Annotated in this window: 25 protein-coding genes and 2 pseudogenes; 13 read left to right on the top strand and 14 right to left on the bottom strand. The window is 74.7% G+C overall.

Features of this window, described 5'->3' with window-relative positions; translation table 11 throughout:
• Positions 1-329: 329 nt before the first annotated feature.
• Both ACIRD3_RS11210 and ACIRD3_RS11205 read right to left on the bottom strand, forming a co-directional pair.
• On the bottom strand, positions 330-842 hold the full coding sequence (locus ACIRD3_RS11210) for a hemerythrin domain-containing protein (protein ID WP_402214213.1): 513 nt from the start codon (positions 840-842) through the stop codon (positions 330-332).
• A gap of 334 nt (positions 843-1,176) precedes the next feature.
• On the bottom strand, positions 1,177-1,956 hold the full coding sequence (locus ACIRD3_RS11205) for a hypothetical protein (RefSeq protein ID WP_402214211.1): 780 nt from the start codon (positions 1,954-1,956) through the stop codon (positions 1,177-1,179).
• Between the two features lie 253 nt (positions 1,957-2,209).
• Here ACIRD3_RS11205 and ACIRD3_RS11200 point away from each other — a divergent pair, with 253 nt between their 5' ends.
• The 3 genes from ACIRD3_RS11200 (at position 2,210) to ACIRD3_RS11190 (ending at position 4,356) form a co-directional block, all read left to right on the top strand.
• Entirely contained in the window at positions 2,210-2,722 is a 513-nt protein-coding gene (locus tag ACIRD3_RS11200; RefSeq protein WP_402214209.1) for a SigE family RNA polymerase sigma factor, read from the top strand.
• A complete protein-coding gene (locus ACIRD3_RS11195; RefSeq protein ID WP_402214207.1) occupies positions 2,715-3,560 on the top strand; it encodes a hypothetical protein in 846 nt (281 codons plus the stop codon). Before ACIRD3_RS11200 ends, ACIRD3_RS11195 begins: the two co-directional genes overlap by 8 nt.
• A 268-nt stretch (positions 3,561-3,828) precedes the next feature.
• Positions 3,829-4,356 carry a DUF6328 family protein gene (locus tag ACIRD3_RS11190; protein ID WP_402214205.1) on the top strand — a complete coding sequence of 176 codons (528 nt, stop codon included), beginning with the start codon at positions 3,829-3,831 and terminating at the stop codon, positions 4,354-4,356.
• 55 nt (positions 4,357-4,411) lie between these two features.
• Here the strand turns inward: ACIRD3_RS11190 and ACIRD3_RS11185 are convergent, their stop codons facing one another.
• Entirely contained in the window at positions 4,412-4,663 is a 252-nt protein-coding gene (locus ACIRD3_RS11185) for a hypothetical protein (protein WP_402214204.1), read from the bottom strand.
• Between the two features lie 27 nt (positions 4,664-4,690).
• Between ACIRD3_RS11185 and ACIRD3_RS11180 the strand changes: the two genes are divergently transcribed.
• On the top strand, positions 4,691-5,020 hold the full coding sequence (locus ACIRD3_RS11180) for a hypothetical protein (protein WP_402214203.1): 330 nt from the start codon (positions 4,691-4,693) through the stop codon (positions 5,018-5,020).
• An 80-nt stretch (positions 5,021-5,100) separates the two neighbouring features.
• Here ACIRD3_RS11180 and ACIRD3_RS11175 read toward each other — a convergent pair whose 3' ends face one another.
• Positions 5,101-6,147, bottom strand: a complete 1,047-nt coding sequence (locus tag ACIRD3_RS11175; protein WP_402214201.1) for a GlxA family transcriptional regulator — start codon at positions 6,145-6,147, stop codon at positions 5,101-5,103.
• A 52-nt stretch (positions 6,148-6,199) separates the two neighbouring features.
• Between ACIRD3_RS11175 and ACIRD3_RS11170 the strand changes: the two genes are divergently transcribed.
• Positions 6,200-6,604 (top strand): cupin domain-containing protein, encoded by a 405-nt coding sequence (locus ACIRD3_RS11170; RefSeq protein WP_402214199.1) that lies wholly within the window; start codon positions 6,200-6,202, stop codon positions 6,602-6,604.
• A gap of 30 nt (positions 6,605-6,634) precedes the next feature.
• On the opposite strand, the gene ACIRD3_RS11165 is transcribed toward ACIRD3_RS11170, so the two are convergent.
• Both ACIRD3_RS11165 and ACIRD3_RS11160 read right to left on the bottom strand, forming a co-directional pair.
• Positions 6,635-7,024, bottom strand: a complete 390-nt coding sequence (locus tag ACIRD3_RS11165) for a hypothetical protein (protein WP_402214198.1) — start codon at positions 7,022-7,024, stop codon at positions 6,635-6,637.
• 263 nt (positions 7,025-7,287) lie between these two features.
• Positions 7,288-7,788: pseudogene (locus ACIRD3_RS11160) on the bottom strand (RNA-guided endonuclease TnpB family protein); the annotation flags it as partial.
• A gap of 50 nt (positions 7,789-7,838) precedes the next feature.
• On the opposite strand from ACIRD3_RS11160, the gene ACIRD3_RS11155 reads away from it, so the two are divergent.
• The gene (locus ACIRD3_RS11155; RefSeq protein WP_402214196.1) at positions 7,839-8,171 is read left to right on the top strand and encodes a zinc-binding dehydrogenase; all 333 of its coding nucleotides are present in this window, start codon (positions 7,839-7,841) and stop codon (positions 8,169-8,171) included.
• Positions 8,172-8,174: 3 nt separating this feature from the next.
• Here ACIRD3_RS11155 and ACIRD3_RS11150 read toward each other — a convergent pair whose 3' ends face one another.
• On the bottom strand, positions 8,175-8,315 hold the full coding sequence (locus ACIRD3_RS11150) for a hypothetical protein (protein ID WP_402214194.1): 141 nt from the start codon (positions 8,313-8,315) through the stop codon (positions 8,175-8,177).
• 16 nt (positions 8,316-8,331) lie between these two features.
• Here ACIRD3_RS11150 and ACIRD3_RS11145 point away from each other — a divergent pair.
• Positions 8,332-8,559, top strand: a pseudogene (locus ACIRD3_RS11145) (NUDIX hydrolase); the annotation flags it as partial.
• A gap of 7 nt (positions 8,560-8,566) precedes the next feature.
• Positions 8,567-8,866: a DUF397 domain-containing protein gene (locus ACIRD3_RS11140; RefSeq protein WP_402214740.1), complete on the top strand. Its 300-nt coding sequence runs from the start codon at positions 8,567-8,569 to the stop codon at positions 8,864-8,866.
• A 154-nt stretch (positions 8,867-9,020) separates the two neighbouring features.
• Here the strand turns inward: ACIRD3_RS11140 and ACIRD3_RS11135 are convergent, their stop codons facing one another.
• Together ACIRD3_RS11135 and ACIRD3_RS11130 are read right to left on the bottom strand one after the other, a co-directional pair.
• The gene (locus ACIRD3_RS11135; protein WP_402214192.1) at positions 9,021-9,704 is read right to left on the bottom strand and encodes a response regulator; all 684 of its coding nucleotides are present in this window, start codon (positions 9,702-9,704) and stop codon (positions 9,021-9,023) included.
• Complete coding sequence (locus ACIRD3_RS11130; RefSeq protein WP_402214190.1) at positions 9,701-10,924, bottom strand: sensor histidine kinase; 1,224 nt, start codon at positions 10,922-10,924, stop codon at positions 9,701-9,703. Before ACIRD3_RS11130 ends, ACIRD3_RS11135 begins: the two co-directional genes overlap by 4 nt.
• Before the next feature lie 300 nt (positions 10,925-11,224).
• On the opposite strand from ACIRD3_RS11130, the gene ACIRD3_RS11125 reads away from it, so the two are divergent.
• Both ACIRD3_RS11125 and ACIRD3_RS11120 read left to right on the top strand, forming a co-directional pair.
• Entirely contained in the window at positions 11,225-12,439 is a 1,215-nt protein-coding gene (locus ACIRD3_RS11125) for an alpha/beta hydrolase (RefSeq protein ID WP_402214188.1), read from the top strand.
• Between the two features lie 115 nt (positions 12,440-12,554).
• Positions 12,555-12,998, top strand: a complete 444-nt coding sequence (locus tag ACIRD3_RS11120) for a DUF3592 domain-containing protein (protein WP_402214186.1) — start codon at positions 12,555-12,557, stop codon at positions 12,996-12,998.
• Between the two features lie 309 nt (positions 12,999-13,307).
• Here the strand turns inward: ACIRD3_RS11120 and ACIRD3_RS11115 are convergent, their stop codons facing one another.
• On the bottom strand, positions 13,308-13,742 hold the full coding sequence (locus ACIRD3_RS11115) for a MarR family winged helix-turn-helix transcriptional regulator (protein WP_402214184.1): 435 nt from the start codon (positions 13,740-13,742) through the stop codon (positions 13,308-13,310).
• A gap of 53 nt (positions 13,743-13,795) precedes the next feature.
• Here ACIRD3_RS11115 and ACIRD3_RS11110 point away from each other — a divergent pair, with 53 nt between their 5' ends.
• Positions 13,796-14,578 carry an SDR family NAD(P)-dependent oxidoreductase gene (locus ACIRD3_RS11110; RefSeq protein ID WP_402214183.1) on the top strand — a complete coding sequence of 261 codons (783 nt, stop codon included), beginning with the start codon at positions 13,796-13,798 and terminating at the stop codon, positions 14,576-14,578.
• A gap of 143 nt (positions 14,579-14,721) precedes the next feature.
• Here ACIRD3_RS11110 and ACIRD3_RS11105 read toward each other — a convergent pair whose 3' ends face one another.
• The 3 genes from ACIRD3_RS11105 to ACIRD3_RS11095 all read right to left on the bottom strand — a co-directional run bounded on the left by ACIRD3_RS11105 (position 14,722) and on the right by ACIRD3_RS11095 (position 17,196).
• Positions 14,722-15,156: a VOC family protein gene (locus ACIRD3_RS11105; RefSeq protein WP_402214181.1), complete on the bottom strand. Its 435-nt coding sequence runs from the start codon at positions 15,154-15,156 to the stop codon at positions 14,722-14,724.
• 92 nt (positions 15,157-15,248) lie between these two features.
• On the bottom strand, positions 15,249-16,679 hold the full coding sequence (locus tag ACIRD3_RS11100; RefSeq protein WP_402214179.1) for a cellulase family glycosylhydrolase: 1,431 nt from the start codon (positions 16,677-16,679) through the stop codon (positions 15,249-15,251).
• Between the two features lie 85 nt (positions 16,680-16,764).
• Positions 16,765-17,196 carry a cysteine hydrolase family protein gene (locus tag ACIRD3_RS11095; RefSeq protein WP_402214177.1) on the bottom strand — a complete coding sequence of 144 codons (432 nt, stop codon included), beginning with the start codon at positions 17,194-17,196 and terminating at the stop codon, positions 16,765-16,767.
• A 69-nt stretch (positions 17,197-17,265) separates the two neighbouring features.
• Here ACIRD3_RS11095 and ACIRD3_RS11090 point away from each other — a divergent pair, with 69 nt between their 5' ends.
• Positions 17,266-17,619: a VOC family protein gene (locus ACIRD3_RS11090; RefSeq protein ID WP_402214176.1), complete on the top strand. Its 354-nt coding sequence runs from the start codon at positions 17,266-17,268 to the stop codon at positions 17,617-17,619.
• 109 nt (positions 17,620-17,728) lie between these two features.
• A complete protein-coding gene (locus ACIRD3_RS11085; RefSeq protein ID WP_402214174.1) occupies positions 17,729-18,835 on the top strand; it encodes an aminoglycoside phosphotransferase family protein in 1,107 nt (368 codons plus the stop codon).
• Positions 18,836-18,884: 49 nt separating this feature from the next.
• On the opposite strand, the gene ACIRD3_RS11080 is transcribed toward ACIRD3_RS11085, so the two are convergent.
• Positions 18,885-19,163, bottom strand: a complete 279-nt coding sequence (locus ACIRD3_RS11080) for a hypothetical protein (RefSeq protein ID WP_402214172.1) — start codon at positions 19,161-19,163, stop codon at positions 18,885-18,887.
• Positions 19,164-19,200 lie beyond the last annotated feature (37 nt).

Raw genomic sequence — 19,200 nt, 5'->3', positions numbered from 1 at the left:
GGCCACGGCGGTGCGGACGGCCCGTCGGTGGACGGGCGAGGCGTCGGCGGGGCGTCGACGGGTGTCGGCGGGTCGGACGGCCGGGTCGGACGCTGGTCAGACGGCGGCGGCACGGCTCCGGTGCCGGCCGCGCAGCGGGCACCGGGAGGACGGGGACACCAGGATCACCTCGTACCGCGACGCGGGAGAGGGGGCGGCGGCGCTCTGCTTCGGCACGGCCGCTCGCCCCCTCTCTCGTCTCGTCCATCGGCACGGTTCGCCGCGCGGCGCGGGTGCGGCGCGGCTGCTCGGCGAGTGTAGGGAGCGCGGATCGGTCGGCGCGACGGGTTTTACGGCGCCTGGTCGCGCGGGTCCGTGAAGCGCAGCACGGGCCGGGACCAGCCGTCGTCGGTGACGCCCGCGTCGAGGGCGGCGGCGAGGGCGCGTTCCTCGTAGCCGAAGTGGGAGTCCATGATGGCGGCCAGTCCGTCGAGTTCGCGTCCGATGGCGTCCGGGTCGGCGCCGGACGGTGGCGCGGCGGCGGCCTGGTCGGCGAGGTCGCGTACCCGGGTGAGGATGGCGGCGATGTACCCGTGGTCCTCGACGAGTTTGGCGACGGTCGGCGCCAGGTCGGGGCGTTCGCGCAGGAGTTGGGCGAAGAGGCCGTCGTCCTCGCCCTGGTGGTGGTTGGTCAGGGCGGTGCAGAACGCCAGGCAGTGGGTGAGCAGCGGGTCGTCGCCCGCGGCCGGGCGGGGCCGGCCGAGGCCCGCGCGCAGGTCGGCGAGGCGGCGCCGCAAGTCCTGGTGCGCGCGGGAGAGTTGAAGGCTGAGGGCGGCCGTACGGCCGGTGTCGCGGGAGGCCACGGGTGGCGGTCCCTTCGGTTCCGCACCTCCATGCCTGACGCGGTCCGTCACCGGCACGCGATGCTGCGCCCAGCAGATCACGCGACCCGATCACCGGGCAAGCCCACGAGCGCACGACGGGCGCGAGCGTCGCCGCTCGCTCGCGCCACGCCGCTCGTGCGCGGCCTCGTCACCGCTTGAGTGGGGTGCCCGACGCCCCGGCCGGGCCGAGAACCCCGGCCGGGCCGACGAGAGGGGGTGGTGGAGCGGAGCTGCTCGTGGATGAACGGCTTCGGCGGGTTGCGCCGCCGCAGGGACGGCCGCCCCACCACCGGGTGCCCGGAACAGCAGCGCCCTACGGGTGGGTGTTCTTGACGTTGGGCTGCGTCTTCTGGTTGTAGATCTCCTTGCCGTCCGCGTTGTAGGCGTGGACGTAGGAGCTCGGGAGGAGGGAGTCCCCCTGGGGGCCGGCGGAGACGGCCGCGGCGTGGACGAACGCGCCGCCCGCCATGACGGCCGGGTACTGCGTCGGGTCGTCGCCGTAGCTGATGGTGATCTTCGCGACGTCGGGCGTGTAGTGCCCGGCGTCCAGCGAGAGGAACTTCCCGGCGCCGGCCTGCTCGCTGAAGCCGTCGAAGAACTCGACGAGGTGGCCCACGCCCCACAGGCGGTCGTTGATGAACGTGGGGGGGACGGACGAGCTGGTGCCCTTGCTGCCCTTCGACTGGCACTGCACGTACTGGCCGGCGGAGTCGACGGCGACGACCACGCCGTCGGTGCGCGGCGAGGCGACCGGCGTGCGCAGGGCGATCACCGCGTGGTACTGCGACGCCTCGGAGCCCAGGCAGGAGCCGAGGATCTCGGCGGTGGTCCCGGCGTCGATCGGGGCAGTGGCCGTGCTGGTGACGGTGAAAGCGGCCTTCGGGAGGGGGACCGCGGTGGTGGGCGCGGTGGTGGGCTTGCCGGAGGCCGTGGCGGTGGGCGCAGCGGTGGGGACCGTGGCCGTGGCGGTGGTGGGAGCGGCGGGGGCGGCGGGGGCGGCGGTGCCGGTCGCGGCGGTGGCCATTCCCCCCGCGGTCGCGATGGCCGCTGCGGTGACGGTGGCAGCAACGAGCATGATCGGGCGGATGCGCATGAATCCGGGTCCTTTCCTGCGGGCTTCCGGGTGATGCCCGCGCCCCTGAACGCCTCCTGCCGCCCCGAAGGCCGCACCCCGCGCACGTGATCCAGATCATAGGCCGCGCGTGCGACTCCGGGGCCATGCTCGCGCGTACAGGGCGGGAGGCTCCGCCCGGGACGCACCGGTTCCACCGCCGCGGCCGAGGAGCGTCTCCTCGTGGGCCGCCTGTGCCGCGAGCTGACGGACGGCCCCTGAGGAGAGGCTTTTGATGACGCCACAGGAGTTCGACGCGTTCTACGCGGCGTCCTTCTCCCGCCTGACCGGGCAGCTCTACGCGCTCACCGGCAACTGGTCCGAAGCGCAGGACGTGGTCCAGGAGGCCTTCATCCGGGCGTGGGACCGAAGGCGCACCTTCGACCCGAACAGCGCCCCGGAGGCATGGATCCGGACCACCGCCCGGAGGCTGGCCCTCTCCCGTTGGCGGCGTCTGGCCCGGGGCCTGCACCTGGCCGGCCGCCACCACCGCCCAGAACCCCCCACCGTCGAGCCGCCCACCGAGGAGCACCTGATGCTGGTCACCGCGCTCCGCGACCTGCCCGAGGCACAGCGAGGCGCCCTGGTCCTGCACCACATGTGCGACCTGTCCGTCGAGCAGGTCGCGGCCGAGACCGGCGCCAGCGTCAGTGCCGTCAAGAGCCGCCTCTCCCGCGGCCGGACCGCGCTCGCGGCCAGACTCGCTGACCAGACCCCGACCGGCGAGGAAGGAAAGCTCCGTGTCTGACCGCGACCACGACACCCTCGGCGACCGGCTGCGGTCGCTCGGCACGCAGATGTCCGCACCGGCCCTGCCCGCTGCGGAGATCCGCCGGCGCGCCGACCGGCGCCGCCACCGCCGACGGGCCCTCGCCGTGACCGCGGCCTGCACTTCGGTGGTCCTGGGCCTGGCTCTGCCGTCCGTGCTGCGCTCACCGGGACCACAACAACGGGCAGCCGGCGCCGACTCCTCCTCCGCGCCGGCCTCCCCCCACCCCACGGCCGCCTCCTCCGCGCCCTCCCCCTTCCCGACCGTTTTCACCGTCACCAGCACGGCCACTGCCCCGATCGACGCCGGGACCACCGCCGAGATCCTCGGCTCCTGCCTGGGCTCCGAGGCGTCGCAGTACCACGCGGTGATCGCCCTGCGCACGCCGGTCGCCTCGCCGCGCACCGACGGCGTGGTCGTCGCCGTCGACTCCGCCGGCCAGTACGTGCAGTGCCAGTCGAAGGGCAGCAAGGGCACCAGCTCGTCCGTCCCCCCCACGTTCATCAACGACCGCCTGTGGGGCGTGGGCCACCTCGTCGAGTTCTTCGACGGCTTCAGCGAGCAGGCCGGCGCCGGGAAGTTCCTCTCGCTGGACGCCGGGCACTACACGCCCGACGTCGCGAAGATCACCATCAGCTACGGCGACGACCCGACGCAGTACCCGGCCGTCATGGCGGGCGGCGCGTTCGTCCACGCCGCGGCCGTCTCCCCCGGCCTCGGGAACTACGTCTCCTCCTACGTCCACGCCTACGACGCGGACGGCAAGGAGATCTACAACCAGAAGACGCAGCCCAACGGCAAGAACACCCGCCGGTAGGGGTCCACCGGCACCGGGATGCGCCTGTGCCCCTCCCGGCGCCGCTTCCCGCCGCGGGCGCGGGGCCACCGGCCACCGGCCACGAGCACGACGGCGAGGGCGGCCCGCGAGGAGCGCCCTCGCCCCCCGCCACCCCCGACCCCGGGTCACCCGTCCCCCTGACCTGCCCGCGCGCGCACCGCGGTGCCCCCGGTCGAGCGGCATCGACGTCGACGTCCGCCCGAACGCCTCCGCCCCCGACCACCGGGCCACGACCACAATGTGACCCATGGACAGCACCCCGCCTCCCCCGCACGCCCCGCAGCCCTCCCCCGCACCGCCCCCGCCCGGCTGGGAGAACCCCGCCGTACGGGCCGACCGGCGCCTGGTGGAGCTGCTGCAGGAGCTGCGGGTGCTGCAGACCGGGGTGCAGATCGTCTTCGCCTTCCTCCTCGGCGTCGCCTTCACCCCGCGCTTCACCGAACTCAGCGACGCCCAGCAGAACGTCTACGTCGCCACCCTGCTGCTGACCGTCCTCGCCTCGGCCGTCCTCGCCACCCCCGTCGCCCTGCACCGCGGCCTGTACCGCCACCCCGGCAAGTCACGGATCGTCACCGTCTCCGCCCGCATCGCCCAGGCCGGCCTGCTCCTGCTCGCCTGCGCCCTGACCGGCGCCGTCCTGCTCGTCCTCGACGTCGTCCTCGGCGCGGCGGTGGCCGTCCCCGTCACCGGCCTCGTCGCCCTGGTCTTCGCCACCCTGTGGTTCGTGCTCCCCTGGGCCGTCCGCCGTGCCACCGCCCATGACGACCGCCCCTGACGACCCCGGGCCCGGGCCACCCCGACCCCGGTGATCCGGCCGCCCGGCGGGCCGCCTACGGTGACGGTATGCACACCGACGACAGGCCGTGGGACGTCCTGCTGATCGGCGGGGCCTCCGGGGTCGGCAAGAGCCGCGCCGCCGCCGAACTCGCCGCGCGGTACGGGGCGTTCGTGGTGGAGTTCGACGACGTGGTGGCCGCGCTGCAGGCCGCGACCACCCCGGGCTGCACCACTTCGCCGGCGCCGACCCGCAGGGCGTCCTGGGCGCCGAGCGCGTCCTGCGGCTGCAGATCGCCACCGCCCATGCCCTGGACGACGCGCTGCTGGGTGTCGTGCGCAACCGGCTCACCGTGGACGTGCCCGCCATCGTCGAGGGCGACTACCTCACCCCCGGGGCCGCCGCCCGCGCCGCCGCCGAGGCCGCCGAACAGGGGCGGCGGGTACGGGCGGTGTTCCTCCACGAGGACGACCCGCACCGCATCGCGGCCAACTACGCCGACCGCGAGCCCGGCCCCGGCCCCCAGCCCGAACGCGCCGCCGTCAGCGCCCGCTACTCCTCCTGGCTCGCCGGCCGCGCCGCCGCCCACGCCCTGCCCGTGGTCGACTGCCGCCCCTACGCCACCCTGCCCGAGCGCCTGGCCGCCGCCCTCGGCCCGGCCTGAGCCGACCGTACGCCCGCGGGCCGCCCGCACGTCCGCGGGCCGCCCGTACGTCCGCGGGCCGCCCGTACGTCCGCAGGCCGTCAGCCGGCCACGGCCCGCGCCCCATCAACCGGCCCGGCCTGGGCCCCAGCCCCGGCCCCGGTCTCCGCCCCGAAGCGGCGCCGGTACGCCGAGGGCGTGATGCCCGTCTCCCGGCGCATCAGCGCCCGCAGGTTCGCCGCCGTGCCCAGCCCGCTGCGCCGCGCGACGACCTCGAAGCGGCTCTCGCCCCGCTCGATCAGCCGGCACGCCAGGGCCAGCCGCTCGCCCGTGAGCCACGCCAGCGGCGTCGTGCCCAGCTGCGCCCGGAAGCGGCGGTGCAGCGTGGCCGGGCTGACCGCCGCGCGCCCCGCGAGGTCCGCCACCGTCAGCGGCGTGTCCAGCCGCTCCTGCGCCCAGGCCAGCACCGGCGCCAGGGACTCGTCCGGCAGGTCGGGCATGGGCCGCTCCACGAACTGCCGCTGCCCGCCGTCGCGGTGCGCCGCGAAGACCAGCCGCCGGCTCACCGCGTTGGCGATCTCCGCGCCGTGGTCGCGGCGCACCACGTGCAGGCCGAGGTCGAGCGCGGCCGCGCTGCCCGCGGCGGTGAGGATGTCGCCGTCGTCCACGAACAGCACGTCCGTCTCGAGGCGGACGGACGGGAAGCGGGCCCGGAAGGCGTCCGCCCACTGCCAGTGCGCCGTGGCCCGGCGCCCGTCCAGCACCCCGGCCTCGGCCAGCGTGAAGGCACCGCTGCACAAGCCCATCAGCCGCGCGCCGCGCGCGTGCGCCCGCCGCACCGCGTCCAGCACCTCACGGCGCCGGGGCACCTCGGGGTCGGGCCGGTTGGGCACGATCAGGGTGTCCGCGTCCTCGGCCGCCTCAAGCCCCGCGACCCCCGTCAGCGTGAAGAACCCGTCCCGCATCAGGGTGCGCGGCCCGGGCGAGCACAGCCGGAAGTCGTACAGCTCGCGGCCGATCTCCGGCCTGCGCAGACCGAACACCTCGGTCGCGCAGCCCAGCTCGAAGGGGTTGGAGTTCTCGTCCACGATCACGACCACCCGGTGCAGGCCGGCCGCGCCGGCCCGGTGCGAGGATTCTTTCGCCATGTGCGATTCCTAGCACTCCCGCCGCCCGGCCGGAACGGCCCAGGATGGCTCCATGAGCAACCAGCCCTCCCGGCCCGTCCCCCTGCCCGAGGCCCTGGCCTCCTTCGACGCCCTGTGGAGCCCGCGCATCGTCACCCGCGTCAACGACTACGACGTGCGCATCGCCAAGGTCGCCGGCGAGCACCTCTGGCACGCCCACGACGACACCGACGAGTTCTTCCTCGTCCTCGACGGCGAACTGCGCATCGCCCTGCGCGAGCCCGGCGGCGAACGCACCGTCGTACTGCCGCGCGGGGCGGTGTTCACCGTCCCGCGCGGCACCGAGCACAAGCCGTCCTCCCCGGGCGGCGCCTCGATCCTCATGTTCGAGCCCACCGGCACCCCGACCGTGGGCGACCGCCACGACGCGGTCCCCGCCCACGTGGACGCGACCACCGGACACGCCCTCGGCACCTGAGCCCGCAGCGGCCCCGGGAGCCCGGCGGGGTCAGCCCTCCTCGATGTCCGAGATCAGCTTGGTGCTCAGGTCGCTCTGCACCGCCAGCCGGGTGTGCCCGGCGTCCGGGCCGGTGCCCCAGGTCAGCGTGACGGTGGTGAACAGGTGCCCGGCGCCGGAGTCGTGGTAGCGCACCTCCCAGCGGGTCGGCACGTCCTGGGCGCGCAGCACGCCGTCGGCGTGGTTGGCCTCCTCCCAGGCCGCCAGCCGCTGCCGCAGGTCCTCGGTGAGGTAGTGGGCGCGCAGTTCGCCCCCCAGGTCGTCGGTGCCGTCGTCGACGGCGTCGATGTAGGCACCGTAGAAGTCGGCGACCCGGTCCACGGCGGAGTCCGGGCTGCCGCCCCGGACGGCTGAGCCCGCGGCGGTGTCGGTGTCGGTCATGGGTCTCCCTCTCGTTGCCGTCGGGGCCGTTCGGCCCTCAGGGCTCAACGAGCCCGGGCCCGGCGGGTTTCGGGTACGAAGGAACCGGATCCGCCGCTGCCGCCGCCGACTTGGCGCTCAGTCCCGGCCGCCGAGCCCGTCGTCGTACGCGGCGCGGGCCCGCAGGACCTGCGGCATGTGGGACTCCGCCCAGGTCTTGATCGCCCGCATCAGCGGCAGCAGGTCGCGGCCGAGCGCGGTGAGTTCTTGACTTCCTCCCTGCGCTACAGCGCGGGGATTCCTGCCACGGTCGTCTGACCGTCTCGGTGGGTTCCTGCTTCTTCGCGCTGAGCCGGTACGGGTACCGGTCTTACCTGCGCTCGACAGGCTGATACCGCCAGTCCGGCGGCCTTGGCGACGTTGACCGCCGCGTTGACGTCCCGGTCAAGGACGATCCCGCACGCCGCGCATGTCCACTCGCGGACGTTGAGGGGCTTGGGGCCGTCCTTGACACCACAGGTCGAGCAGACCTGGGAGGTCGGCTCGAAGCGGCCGACGCGGTGGAAGGCGCGCCCGTACCGGGAGGCCTTGTACTCCAGCATGGCCACGAACTGCGACCATCCGGCGTCGTGCACGGACTTGGCCATCCTCGTGCGGGCGAGCCCCTTGACTGCCAAGCCCTCCACGGCGACCGCTTGGTTCTCGCGGATGATCCTGGTTGAGATCCGGTGGTGGAACTCGCGCCGCGCGTCGGCCACCCGGCCGTGGGCGCGGGCGACCTTGACTGGTCCGCGCGCTGGGCGCCGAGTGGTTCGTCCCGCGCACGGCGGGCGATGTGGCGGCGGCCGTACGGGAGTCGGTGCCCGGCGGGGTCGACGGAGCCGTGGACGCGGCGCTGCTCGGGGTCCGGGCGCTGGGCGCGGTCCGCGGCCGCGGGGCGTTCGTGGCGGTCGCGGGCGGCAGCGAACCGGTGGGCCTGCGCGGGATCCGGGTCGCCAACGTGTGGATCACCGCCGACGGCCCCGCCCTGGCCCACCTCGCCACGCTCGCCGCCGACGGGAGCCTCACCCTGCGGGTCGCCGACACCCTCCCGCTGGAGAAGGCGGTCGAGGCGCACCAGCGCCTGGCGGCGGGCGGCCTGCGGGGCCGCCTGGTGCTGACGCCCTGACGCTCAGTCGGGGCGCCGGCCGTACAGGAGGATCGGCAGGGTGCGGCCGGCCAGAGCTTCCAGGACACGAGCGGCCTGAGCGGGGGACATCACGTTCGGGATCTCGCGCTCGGGCACGAAACGGGCGCCGAGCAGGCCGCTCACCTTCTGCGGCGGGACCGTGAGGCGGGTCTCGACCCGCGGCATCGTCGCCCTCGTCTTCCGCTGCCGCCCCGAGAGCGGTATCGAGCAGCTCTCGTCGGAGTCCACCGCCGTCGCCTGGCTGACCCCCGAGGAGGTCACCGACCGCATGAGCGAGGTCTACGCCGTCCGTATCCTCGACACCCTGCGCCCCGGCCCTCCCCACATCCGCTCCCACGACGGCCGCAACCTCACCACCCCCATCTAGATCCACCCTGACGGGCCCCTGCTCCCCGACAGGCGACATCCGCACCAGCCCGGCCCGCGCACAGGAGGTCGGCCCCGCCGACTTCCTCTCCACCCGCTCGATCAGCAGGGACAACTCCCCCACGACCTGGCGCAAGAGCACCCACAGCACCGACGGCGGTCAGTGCGTCGAAGTCGCCGACGGCATCCCCGACCTCGTCCCCGTCCGCGACTCCACAGACCCCTCCGGCCCCGCCCTCCACTTCCCCTCCCCCGCCGGGAAGTCCTTCATCACCGCCCTCAGCACCGGCGAGTTCGACGCCTGCTGACCCCGCTCCGCCAACGCCGTCGCCCCGGCCCGGGGCGACGGCGCCAAGACCTCTCCCGTGACGGCCGTCGCGTCACCATCCGGGTGGGTGGAGTGGGAAGTCGGCGGGGCCGACTTCCTGTGCGGAGGGATGTCGCTGCCCCTGCCGTCTGCTCCTACCGTCTGCGTGGCACGAGTCCGGTTTCGAAGGCGACGATCGCCAGGTGGACGCGGTCCCGGGCCTGGAGCTTGGCGAACAGGCGGGCGACGTGGGTCTTCGCGGTCGCCGCGCTGATCACCAGCCGCTCGGCGATCTCGGTGTTGGACAGTCCCTGTCCGACCAGTGCCAGTACTTCGCGTTCGCGGCCGGTGATCCCCGCGATGGGACTCGGGTCCGCTGCGGGCCCGGCGTCCGGTTCGGGGGCCGCGGGGCCGGACGTCGCGGCGAAGTCCGCGATCAGCCGTCGGGTCACGCTCGGGGCGATCAGCGCGTCGCCCGCGGCCACCACGCGGATCGCCTCCAGGATCGCGTCCAGGGCCATGCTCTTGAGCAGGAATCCGCTGGCCCCGGCGCGCAGTGCGCCGTAGACGTACTCGTCGTCGTCGAAGGTCGTCAGCACCAGGACCTTGGGCGGGTCCGGTTCGGCGGTCGCCTGCCGGGTCGCCTCGATGCCGTCCATGCCGGGCATCCGGATGTCCATCACCACGACGTCCGGGCGCAGTTCACGCACCAGGCGCACCGCCTCGCGGCCGTCGCCGGCCTCGCCGACCACCTCCAGGTCGTCGGTGTCGCCGATCAGGATCCCGAGCCCGACGAGCATCAGCGGCTGGTCGTCGACCAGCAGGACCCGCACGCTCATGCCGGCAGCCTCGCCGTCACCCGGAACCCGCCCTCCGGACGCCGGCCGGCGCTGAACTGGCCGGACAGCAGCGTCACCCGCTCGCGCATGCCGAGCAGGCCGAAGCCGCTCCCGCCGGCCGCAGTGGCCGCGGTGGCCGTGGAGGGCTTCGGACGGGCGGGCCCGCCGTCCCCGCCGTCCCCGTCGTCGACCACCTCGATCGTCACTCCTTGCGGCTCGTACCCGACCGCGACCCGGCACGTGCGCGCCCTGGAGTGCCGCACCACGTTCGTCACCGACTCCTGGATGATCCGGAACGCCGACAGTTCGATCTCCGGCGGCAGTGGACGCCGCTCGCCCCGCCAGGTCACCTGGACCCGTACCCCGGCGCCGGCCGTGCGTTCGGCGAGCTGCGGGACGTCGGCCAGGCTGCCGGCCGGCGCCAGCGGAGCGGCCTGCGCCGTGGTGTCGTCCGGCTCGGCGCGGCGCAGCGCCCCGAGCATGCGCTGCAGCTCCAGGAGCGTCTCCCGGCTGGTGGTCTCGATGCCGGTCAGCGCCTGCCGCGTCTGCTCGGGCTTGGTGTGGACGACGCGCGCCGCCGCTCCCGACAGCACCGTGATGATCCCGATGCTGTGGGCGACGCTGTCGTGCAGCTCGCGGGCGATCCGCAGCCGTTCGGCCATGACGACGCGGGCCGCGGTCTGCCGCTGCAGGGCGTCGAGGTATTCGCGGCGTTTGCGGTACACCCCGCCGAAGACCCACGCGACCGTGAACCACAGCGCGAACTGGCCGGCCCACTGGAGCGCGTCGCCGACGTTCTGCTGGCGGTCGTGGAGGTCGCCGGCGAACGCGGCCGCGACGGCCGCGACGGAGCCGGCGGCGGCGGCCTTCGGCCGCCGGACGGCGAGGTACCCGCCCAGGCCGACGAGCAGGACGAACACGATCAGGGGCCGCGCGCCGAAGGCGTCGCCGAGGACGGCTTCGCCCAGGACCGCCGCGAAGACCGCCGCCGGCAGACGGCGCACCAGCAGGACCGGCAGGGCGAGCACGGCGCACAGGGCGAGCAGCTGGACGCCCCCGAGGTCGGGGGCCTGGAACAGCCCGTCGTAGTGCGCCCAGTTGGGCAGCATCGTCAAGGCGAGGACCAGCGCGTACAGGCAGGCGGTGGCCAGCACCAGGGCCTGTGACATCAGCCAGGTCACGCGCTTCGACGTCGACAGACGCTGGAGGAGCTGTTCCATGCGGAGATCGTATGCAGGGGCGTCGGCCCTGCGCGTCGCCCCGGGGATGTACGCCGGTACGCCCCCGGGCCGATGGCCGCTGCGTCGCGTCGCAGGTCCGGGCGGTGGTGGGGCTTGGCGTCGTGTTCGTCGGAGGCCGGGACGACGGTGGCGCTCGACGACGCCGGCGAAGGGGACGCCGTGCCGCCCGGCATGGTCCCGGCGGGTGACGGCCGTACATCGCCGGGGCGACGGACGGCGCGGAGTGCTGACATCCGTGGGGCGATTCGGTACGGAGCCGCGGAACCTAGCGTCGAGCCCATGAAACGCAATCGCCGTATCAGCGCTGTCGCGTCGCTGACGCTCGCCGCCCTCGTCACCGGAACCGGCGCCGGGTTCGCCGCCACGACCACGCCGGTGGCCGCACCGGTGGCCACGCACGCGTTCGCCACCGCACCGGCCACGCCCACGGCCAGCGCCACCGCGCCCACGCGGTCCTTCCACGGCGCGCTCCCCGCCCCGAGCGGCCCCTACGCCGCCGGCGAGGAGGTCATCCACCTCACCGACGCGGGCCGTCTCGACCCGTGGGTGCCGTCGTCCGGCCCCCGCCAACTGACCGTCACGATGCTCTACCCGGCCGTCCCCGGGACCGGGACCCCGGCCCCGTACATGACCCTCGGCGAGGCAGCCGGCATCGTCCAGCGGCAGAATCTGCCGGCGAGCTCCGGCGTCACCGCGCAGACCCTTGCCGGCGTCACCACGCACGCCTTCGACGGCGCGCGGCCGCAGCGGGGCAGGTACCCGCTGGTGGTCCTCTCACCCGCGTACGAGGACCCGCGCATCACGCTCACCGCGCTCGCGACCGACCTGGCCAGTCACGGCTACGTCGTCGCGCTCGTCGGCGACACCTACGAGGACAGCGGCGAGACGCTGGCGGACGGCCGGACGACGCCGTGCGCGATCTGCGGTGACCCGACGCGGATCGACTCCATCCCCGCCGGCCGCGCGCTGGACGTGTCCTTCCTGATCGACCGGTTGACGCACGGCAACACCGCGTGGCGCCTGGCCCACCTCATCGACAAGCACGAGATCGGCATGGCCGGACACTCCATCGGCGGAGCGTCGGCCGCCGCCACGATGATCGCCGACCCGCGCGTACGGGCCGGCGTGAACATGGACGGCGCCTTCAAGCCGGCCCCGGTGCCCGGCCAGATCGACCGGCCGTTCCTCATGCTGGGCACGGCCGACAACCAGCCGGGCGGCGGCTCCGCCACCACCTGGGAGCAGGCCTGGGCCGCCCTCGGCGGCTACAAGAAGTGGCTGACGGTCACCGGCGCCGACCACTTCAGCTTCAGCGACCTGGACCTGCTGCACGAGCAGGCCGGGTTCCCGACGCCGCCCTTCTCCCCGGAACGCGGGGTGGCGATCACCCGCGCGTACGTGACGGCGTTCTTCGACCGGACGCTGAAGGGGATCCCCAGCCCGCTGTTGGACGGCCCCTCGCCGGACAATCCGGAAGTGCTCTTCCAGCCCTAGTCGTGCCGCTGCGCGGACGTTCGTGGCGGGGTGTCGACCGGATAGGCCGATCCGCTGGCGCCCTGCGCGAACCGCCCGAGGGGCAGGAGGTTCGTCCTGTCCACGGGGGGAGACCATGCCGTCTCGGGTCACCCGGGAGTCGAGCGTCGGTCCACGGTCAGGGAGCAGGGACAATCATGGGGGAAGCGGTTCCCGTCGTCTCGGCCTGCTGTTCTTCGCGGGGTTCGTCTGGAAGGCCGGCGACTTCTGGTTCCTGTCCCGGCGCGGGACGCACACCGACGGCGTGTGCAGCGATCAGGTCACGGACGACGGCATCAGCACGTCGACCATCACCTTCTCCCACGAGGGCCGCGAGTACGGCTTCACCGAGACGACCACGGCCGCCTCGGTGAAGATCACGCTCGGCGACACCTGCCGTGTCCGGTACGACCCCTGCGCCCCCGGTCGGGCCACCCTCGCCTCGGAGCGGACGGGCCTGCACGCCCTGGCCTGGCTCGCCATGACCGGGCTGTGGATCGTGCTGGCCGTGATCGCCATTCGGGGCCCGGACAACGGCTGAAAGGCCGCGGGGCCAGGCGGGGCGGGCCCGAGGGCGTCCGGGGCGTCCGGGGCGTCCGGGGCGGGCACGGCGATCACGGCCAACACCAGAGCGGAACGGTGCAGCACCGGCCCGGCCCGCGCGCAGGAAGTCGGCCCTGCCGACTTCCCACTCCACCCGCCCGAGCCGGCGGGTGCGACGTCCACTGACCCGGCCTCATGTGCCTGCCCCCGTGGCGGGGTTCGCCCCGTGACCGCCGCCACGGGAAGTCGGCGGGCCCGACTTTCCGTGCGCAACCGGCGGGTTCACCGCGGCGGGAGAGTCGTCCGGTCAGGGGGTCGCCGCGACCGCGGCGCGGCACTGGCCGAGGAGGCGTCGCAGGGTGTCGCGGTCGGCCGGGGAGAGCGCGTCGTACATCCGCTGCTCGACTGCGCCGGCAGCGGAGTCCGCGAGGTCGGTCAGGCGCCGTCCCTCCTCGGACAGGCGGTTGGGCCGGCTGTTGCGGTTCCAGTCGTCCTGCTCGCGTACGACGAGGCCCTTGGCCTCCAGGGTCTTCAGGGTGGCCGCTGACGCCTGGGGCGTGACCAGGCACGCCCTGGCGATCCCCGCGCCGCTGATCCCGGGGTTGTCACGAAGTGCGAGCAGGGCGGCGTACTGGGCCACCGTGAGGCCCATCGGCCGCAGCGCCTCGGCCTTCGCCGTCATGAACGCGACCTCAGTGGCCTTGATGTCGTAACCGAGCCGTTCGTCCACCGCCAGTGCCATGCCTTCACCTTACAGCCCTTGAACATCATCAAACTCTTGATAGTCTTCAAGGCATGAATACTGCTGTGGTGACAGGCGCCACCTCCGGACTCGGGCGCGAGATCGCCCTGGACTTGGCACGGCGCGGCTGGAGTCTGGTGCTGCCCGTGCGCACCGCGGAGCGGGCGCAGGACGTGGTGGCGGCCGCAAGGAGACTGGGGGCGCCCGCACCGCTGGTGGTCGAGTGCGACCTGTCCGACCACACGGCGGTGCGGCAGATGTGTCTGACCGTCGCCGGCGAGCGCCGGCTGGACCTCGTGGTGAACAACGCCGCGGTCGGCGGCGGAGTCGATCCCACCTCCCGAGAGACCAACACCGCGGGGGTCGAGCTGCGCATGGCGGTGAACGCGGTCACGCCGCACCTGATCGCCCGGGAGCTGTCCGGTGCGCTGACCCCCGCCGGGCGGATCGTCCAGGTGGGCAGCATGGGACAGCTGCCGCTCGACCTGGACGACCTGAACCACGAGCGCGACTACGACGGGATCCGGGCCTACTGCCGCAGCAAGGTCGCCCTGGTGATGTCCGCGATCGAGCTGGCCCGCGACGGCGTTCCGGTGAACGTCGTCCATCCGGCCCGGGAGATGCCCACCCGGATGGTCAGCGAGGGAGGATTCCCCGTCGCCTCCACGCTCGACGACGGGACGCTGGCGGTCCTGCGGGTCGCCCTCGACTCCGAACTGGCCGGCGTGCGCGGCGCGTACTTCCACCGGTTCGACCGCGCGGAGCCCCACGAGCAGACCGCCGACACCCATGCGCGGGCCCGCGTCCTGGCCTGGATCGAGGACCGGGCGTCGTGAGGGCGCCACTCCGGCGCAGACCGCCCGGTCCCGGGCGACCCCGGAGCGACGCCCGCCGCCCCAGGGCCGTTCCGCCGGCGGTCCCACGGCTCGTTCCGGTGCCCCCGCGCCCGGGCGGCCTCACCCGCGCGTGGCGGGGGTGCTCAGTCGAGGCAGAACTCGTTGCCCTCGACGTCCAGCATCGGGATGCAGGACTCGTTGACCCCGTCGGCGACCAGCACCTGGACGCAGACCGCGCCGAGGGCCTCCAGCCGCTCGCGTTCGGCCTGCAGCACGGCCAGGCGCTCCTCGCCCACCAGGCCGGTGCCGGCCCGGACGTCGAGGTGCACCCGGTTCTTGACGGCCTTGCCCTCGGGGACGCGCTGGAAGTACAGGCGCGGGCCCTTGCCCGCGGGGTCCTCGGCGGCGGCCCACGCGCCCCGGTCCTCGGGCGGCAGCGTGGCGTTGTAGTCCTCCCAGGTGGCGAAGCCGGCCGGGGGCTCGGGCAGGACGTAGCCCAGCACCTCGCACCAGAACCGGGCGACGCGCTCGGGCTCCGCGCAGTCGAAGGTGACCTGGAATTCCTTGATCGTTGCCATCCGGTCACCCTAACAGCGGGGCCCCGGGACCCCGCACCCAATTCCCGTCGGCCGGACCGGTGTTGGCAGCAGTCCGGCGGGGCCGGCGCCCGTCACGGCCGGGTGACGTTCACCTGCACGGCGGCCTGCCCCGGGGCGGCGACGAGTTCGAGGATCCGGGCGCCGGGCGCGGAGACCACCCGGGCGCCCTGCACCTGGACCCGGTAGCCGCCGGGGTAGGCGGCGGCCGGCAGGTACACCTCGGTGCGGGCGCCCGCGGCGACCGGCCGGCCGGAGCCGGCACTGCGGGTGCTGTAGCGCAGGGTGAACGTCCCGGCCTCGGGGTCGTAGGCCCACTGCCGCGGGGTGCCCGCGACGGCCCGCGGGTAGGGGCGGACGATCGCCGGGTCCATCAGGTTGGGGCCGGTGGGCGGCTGCTGGACGTGGCCGGGGGTCTGGTTCTGCGCGTAGGACCAGAACATCCAGGACGCCATGGCCTCGTCGTAACGGCCCGTGAGGCGGGTCAGCCGCGTCGCGTCGGTGGTCGCGCCGAATTCGGTGAGCACGCCGGCGGTGCCGTCCGCGCCGGCGCGGGCCAGGCCGTTGGTGAGACAGGTGTCGGTCTCGCCGAGGCAGTAGTCGTGGAAGCCGAGGACCGCGTTCGGGTCGCGGGTCGGGTTGGGCATCCAGTCGGGCGTGCCGAAGTCGTTGGTCAGCGACGGCTCGTAGAACAGCAGGTGCCGGCGGTCGACCGTGCGGATGGCGTTCATGGCCTTGGCCTCGAACGGCGCGAGCACCTCGCCCTCGAAGGCGGGGCAGCCGTCGGGGAAGCAGGTCGGCCAGTCCCAGCCCGGCCACGGCTCGTTGATCAGGTCGTAGCCCAGGACGTACGGCTGGTCGGCGAAGCGCTGCGCGACGTGCGCCCACATCGCCGCGTAGTGCTCCTGCAGGCCGACGCCGTCGGGGGCCGGGTGGTCGTGCCAGAAGTTGGTCCAGGTCTGTTTCTGCGCGGGGCTGGTGAAGTACACCTCCGGGAAGCCCGGGTTGGGCTCGACCGGGAGCCCGTCGGGGTACACCGCCCAGGCGGGGAAGCCGCTCCAGCTCGCGCCCACCGACTCGTTGAACGCGTCCTGGTGGGAGTCGACGAGGCTGTGGATGCCGTACTGCGCCAGCAGCTGCTGGGTCTGGAGGATCTGGTCGATGTAGGCGTCGTCGTAGGTTCCGGGCTGCGGCTCGACGGCGTTCCAGGCGAAGCCGAGGCGCACGGCGTTGAACCCGTTGTCGGCGAGGAACCGGGCGTCCTGGGCGCCGAATCCGCCGGCCGCGGGGAAGTACGGCGGCTTCTTGTAGACGAGGTTGACGCCGTGCAGGGTGATGACGCGGCCCTGGTCGTCGGTGAGCCAGCGGCCCGTGTGCCCGAGGACGGGAACGGCCACGGCCGCCGGCGCGGCGGGTACGGCGGGCGCGCCGGCGGCCGGTGTGGCCGGTCCCAGGAGCAGGACGGCCGACCCGATGCATCGCGCGGCCGAGGACAGCAGGGGCATCGCAGAAGCCTTTCGACGCGGGGGCGCCAGCGACCGGCGACGGAGACCGTTCGCAGTCGAAGGGGTCGCGGCATTGCTGCGGATGCTATCCAGCGACGGCCGGATCGCGTGCCGACACCCCGCCGCGCGCCGCGGTGTCACGCGAAGGCGGCGAGGAGGGCGAGGAGGTGTCGGTGGTGGTGACGGTGACGCCCAGGCCGCGGAAGGCCCGGAGGGCGGCGTCGTGGGCGGGGGCGGACAGGGCGACGGCGTCCTCCGCGACGGTGACGCGGTGGCCGAGGGCGACGGCGGTGTGCACCGTCTCGCCGACGCCGTACTCGGTGGTGATGCCCGCGAGGACGAGGGCGGTGGCGCCCAGGCGGCGCAGGCGCTCGGCGAGGCCGGTGCCCTCGAAGGCGTCGATGCCGTACTTGGTGACCACCTCGTTGCCGGGCCGGGCGGCCACCTCGGGGGCGAAGCGGTTGAACGCGGAGTCGGGGCCGCCGTCGCTGCCGTCGAGCCGGGCGTAGCGGACCACGCGCCGGGCCCCGGTTCGCGCCGGTGCGGCGCCGGGGCGGTGGGTGGGGTGCCTGGCAGGATGGGCGGCATGGAACGTGTGCTGGGGATCGGCGGGTACTTCCTGCGGGCGAACGACCCTGCGGCGCTGGGCGCGTGGTACCGGGACTGCCTGGGGCTGGACATGGACGAGCACGGCCTGTGGCGGCAGGAGGCCGGGCCGACGGTGTTCGCGGCCTTCGAGGCCGGAACGGACTACTTCGGCTCCCCCGCCCAGCAGACGATGCTCAACTTCCGGGTCCGCGACCTGGCGGCGATGCTCGCGCAGCTGCGCGCCAAGGGGGCGCGGGTCGCCGAGCAGACGCAGGAGATGGCGGGCGTCGGGTCCTTCGGCTGGGTCACCGATCCGGAGGGCAACCGGATCGAGCTGTGGCAGCCCGCCTGAGCGCGCCCCCCGCTGCCTGGCCGGGCCCGGCCGGACGGGGCCCGGCGTCGTTCGCGGGCCCCACCTAATTCGCGGGCACGGGCGTTCACGCCCGTGTGAGGATGCCCCCGTGGAATCGACACTGCCGTTCGGAGAGGCGCTGCGGGCCGAACTCGGCGCGCCGGCGCGGGCCGTGGTGCTGGAGAGCAGCCCGCGCTCGCGGGTGTGGCGGGCGGAGCTGTCCGGGGCGCCGGTGGTGGTCAAGCAGCTGGTGGACGGCCCGGAGGCGGACGGGCACTACGCGCGCGAGGTGGCCGGGCTGCGGCTCGCCTCGCGGGTGGAGCCGCCCGTGGTGCCGCGGCTGCTGGGCACGGACGCGGCGCGGCGGGTGCTGGTCCTGGAGCACCTGACGCACCGCCGGCCCGCCGCGGACTGGGTGGTCGGGTACGCGGCGGCGCTGGCCCGCCTGCACGCCGCCACCGGGCCCGGGGACGCCGGCGCGCTGCCCCCCTGGTCCGCTCCGACGGCGGGCGACGCCGAGGCCTTCCTCGCCTTCGCCGCCGCCCTCGGCGTCCCGGAACCGCCCGGTGTGCGGGCCGAGCTGGCGGGCCTGCTGGAGCGGCTGCGCACCGCGTCCGGGCACGCCCTGCTGCACGGCGACCCGTGCCCGGGCAACGACCTGCACACCGTCGCGGGCGTGCGGTTCATCGACTTCGAGCAGGCCTCGCTGGGCAGCGGGCTGGTCGAACTCGCCTACCTGCGCATCGGGTTCCCGACCTGCTGGTCCTCCACCGCCCCGCCCGCGCCGCTGCTCCAGGAGGCGGAGGACGCCTACCGGGCCGCCTGGCGCGGGGCGACCGGCACCGAGGCCGGGCGGGACCTGGGCGACGCGTGCGCGTCCTGGCTGCTGCGCGGCGACGCGCTGGTCCAGCGGGCCGAACGCGGCCGCCTCGACCAGCTGGCGCGGGCCGTGGCCGAGGACTGGACGTGGGGCACCGCCAGCGCCCGCCAGCGCCTGCTCCACCGCCTCGACGTCGTCGCCCGGATGACCGCGGACGGCGCGGACGGCGCGGACGGCGCCGGCGGCAGCGGCGGCAGCGGCGGCGGCGGCGGCAACGGCCGGGGCGGTGGCGGCGGCGGTGAACTCGCCGGGCTGGGACGGCTCGCGGCGGACCTGCACCGGCGCATGCGCTCCCGCTGGCCGCAGCTGCGGCCGCTGCCGCTGGTCCGGACGTAGGGTCCCCCCTCCCGTCCGCCGGCCGGCCGGCGGACCGCACCGACGGGTGCTACTCCCCGTCGACGTCGTGGTCGTCGAACTCTCCACCGGTGCAGGACTCGCGGCGCTCACGGCCGTTGGTGGCGACGAAGCCGCCGCCTTCCTCGCACGGCAGGACCGTGACGGACGGTTCGAGGCGGCGGGGTGACGCGGGTGCGGCGGCAGCGGTGGCGGGGGCGGGTCCGGCCGCGAGGCGGAGGGCGGCCGCGGCGAGGACGGGGAGGGCGGCCAGGCGTCTGGAAACGGCCGTGCCCGGCCGGCGACCGCTCCCGGCCGCCGGTGGCGCCACGTCACCCGCCCGACCCCCTGCGCCCACCGCCCCCGGC

The organism is Kitasatospora sp. NPDC093550 (assembly GCF_044764985.1).
Taxonomy (GTDB): domain Bacteria; phylum Actinomycetota; class Actinomycetes; order Streptomycetales; family Streptomycetaceae; genus Kitasatospora.
The sequence above is the reverse complement of the archived record's forward strand: the minus strand, read 5'-3'. Positions and strand labels throughout refer to the sequence as shown.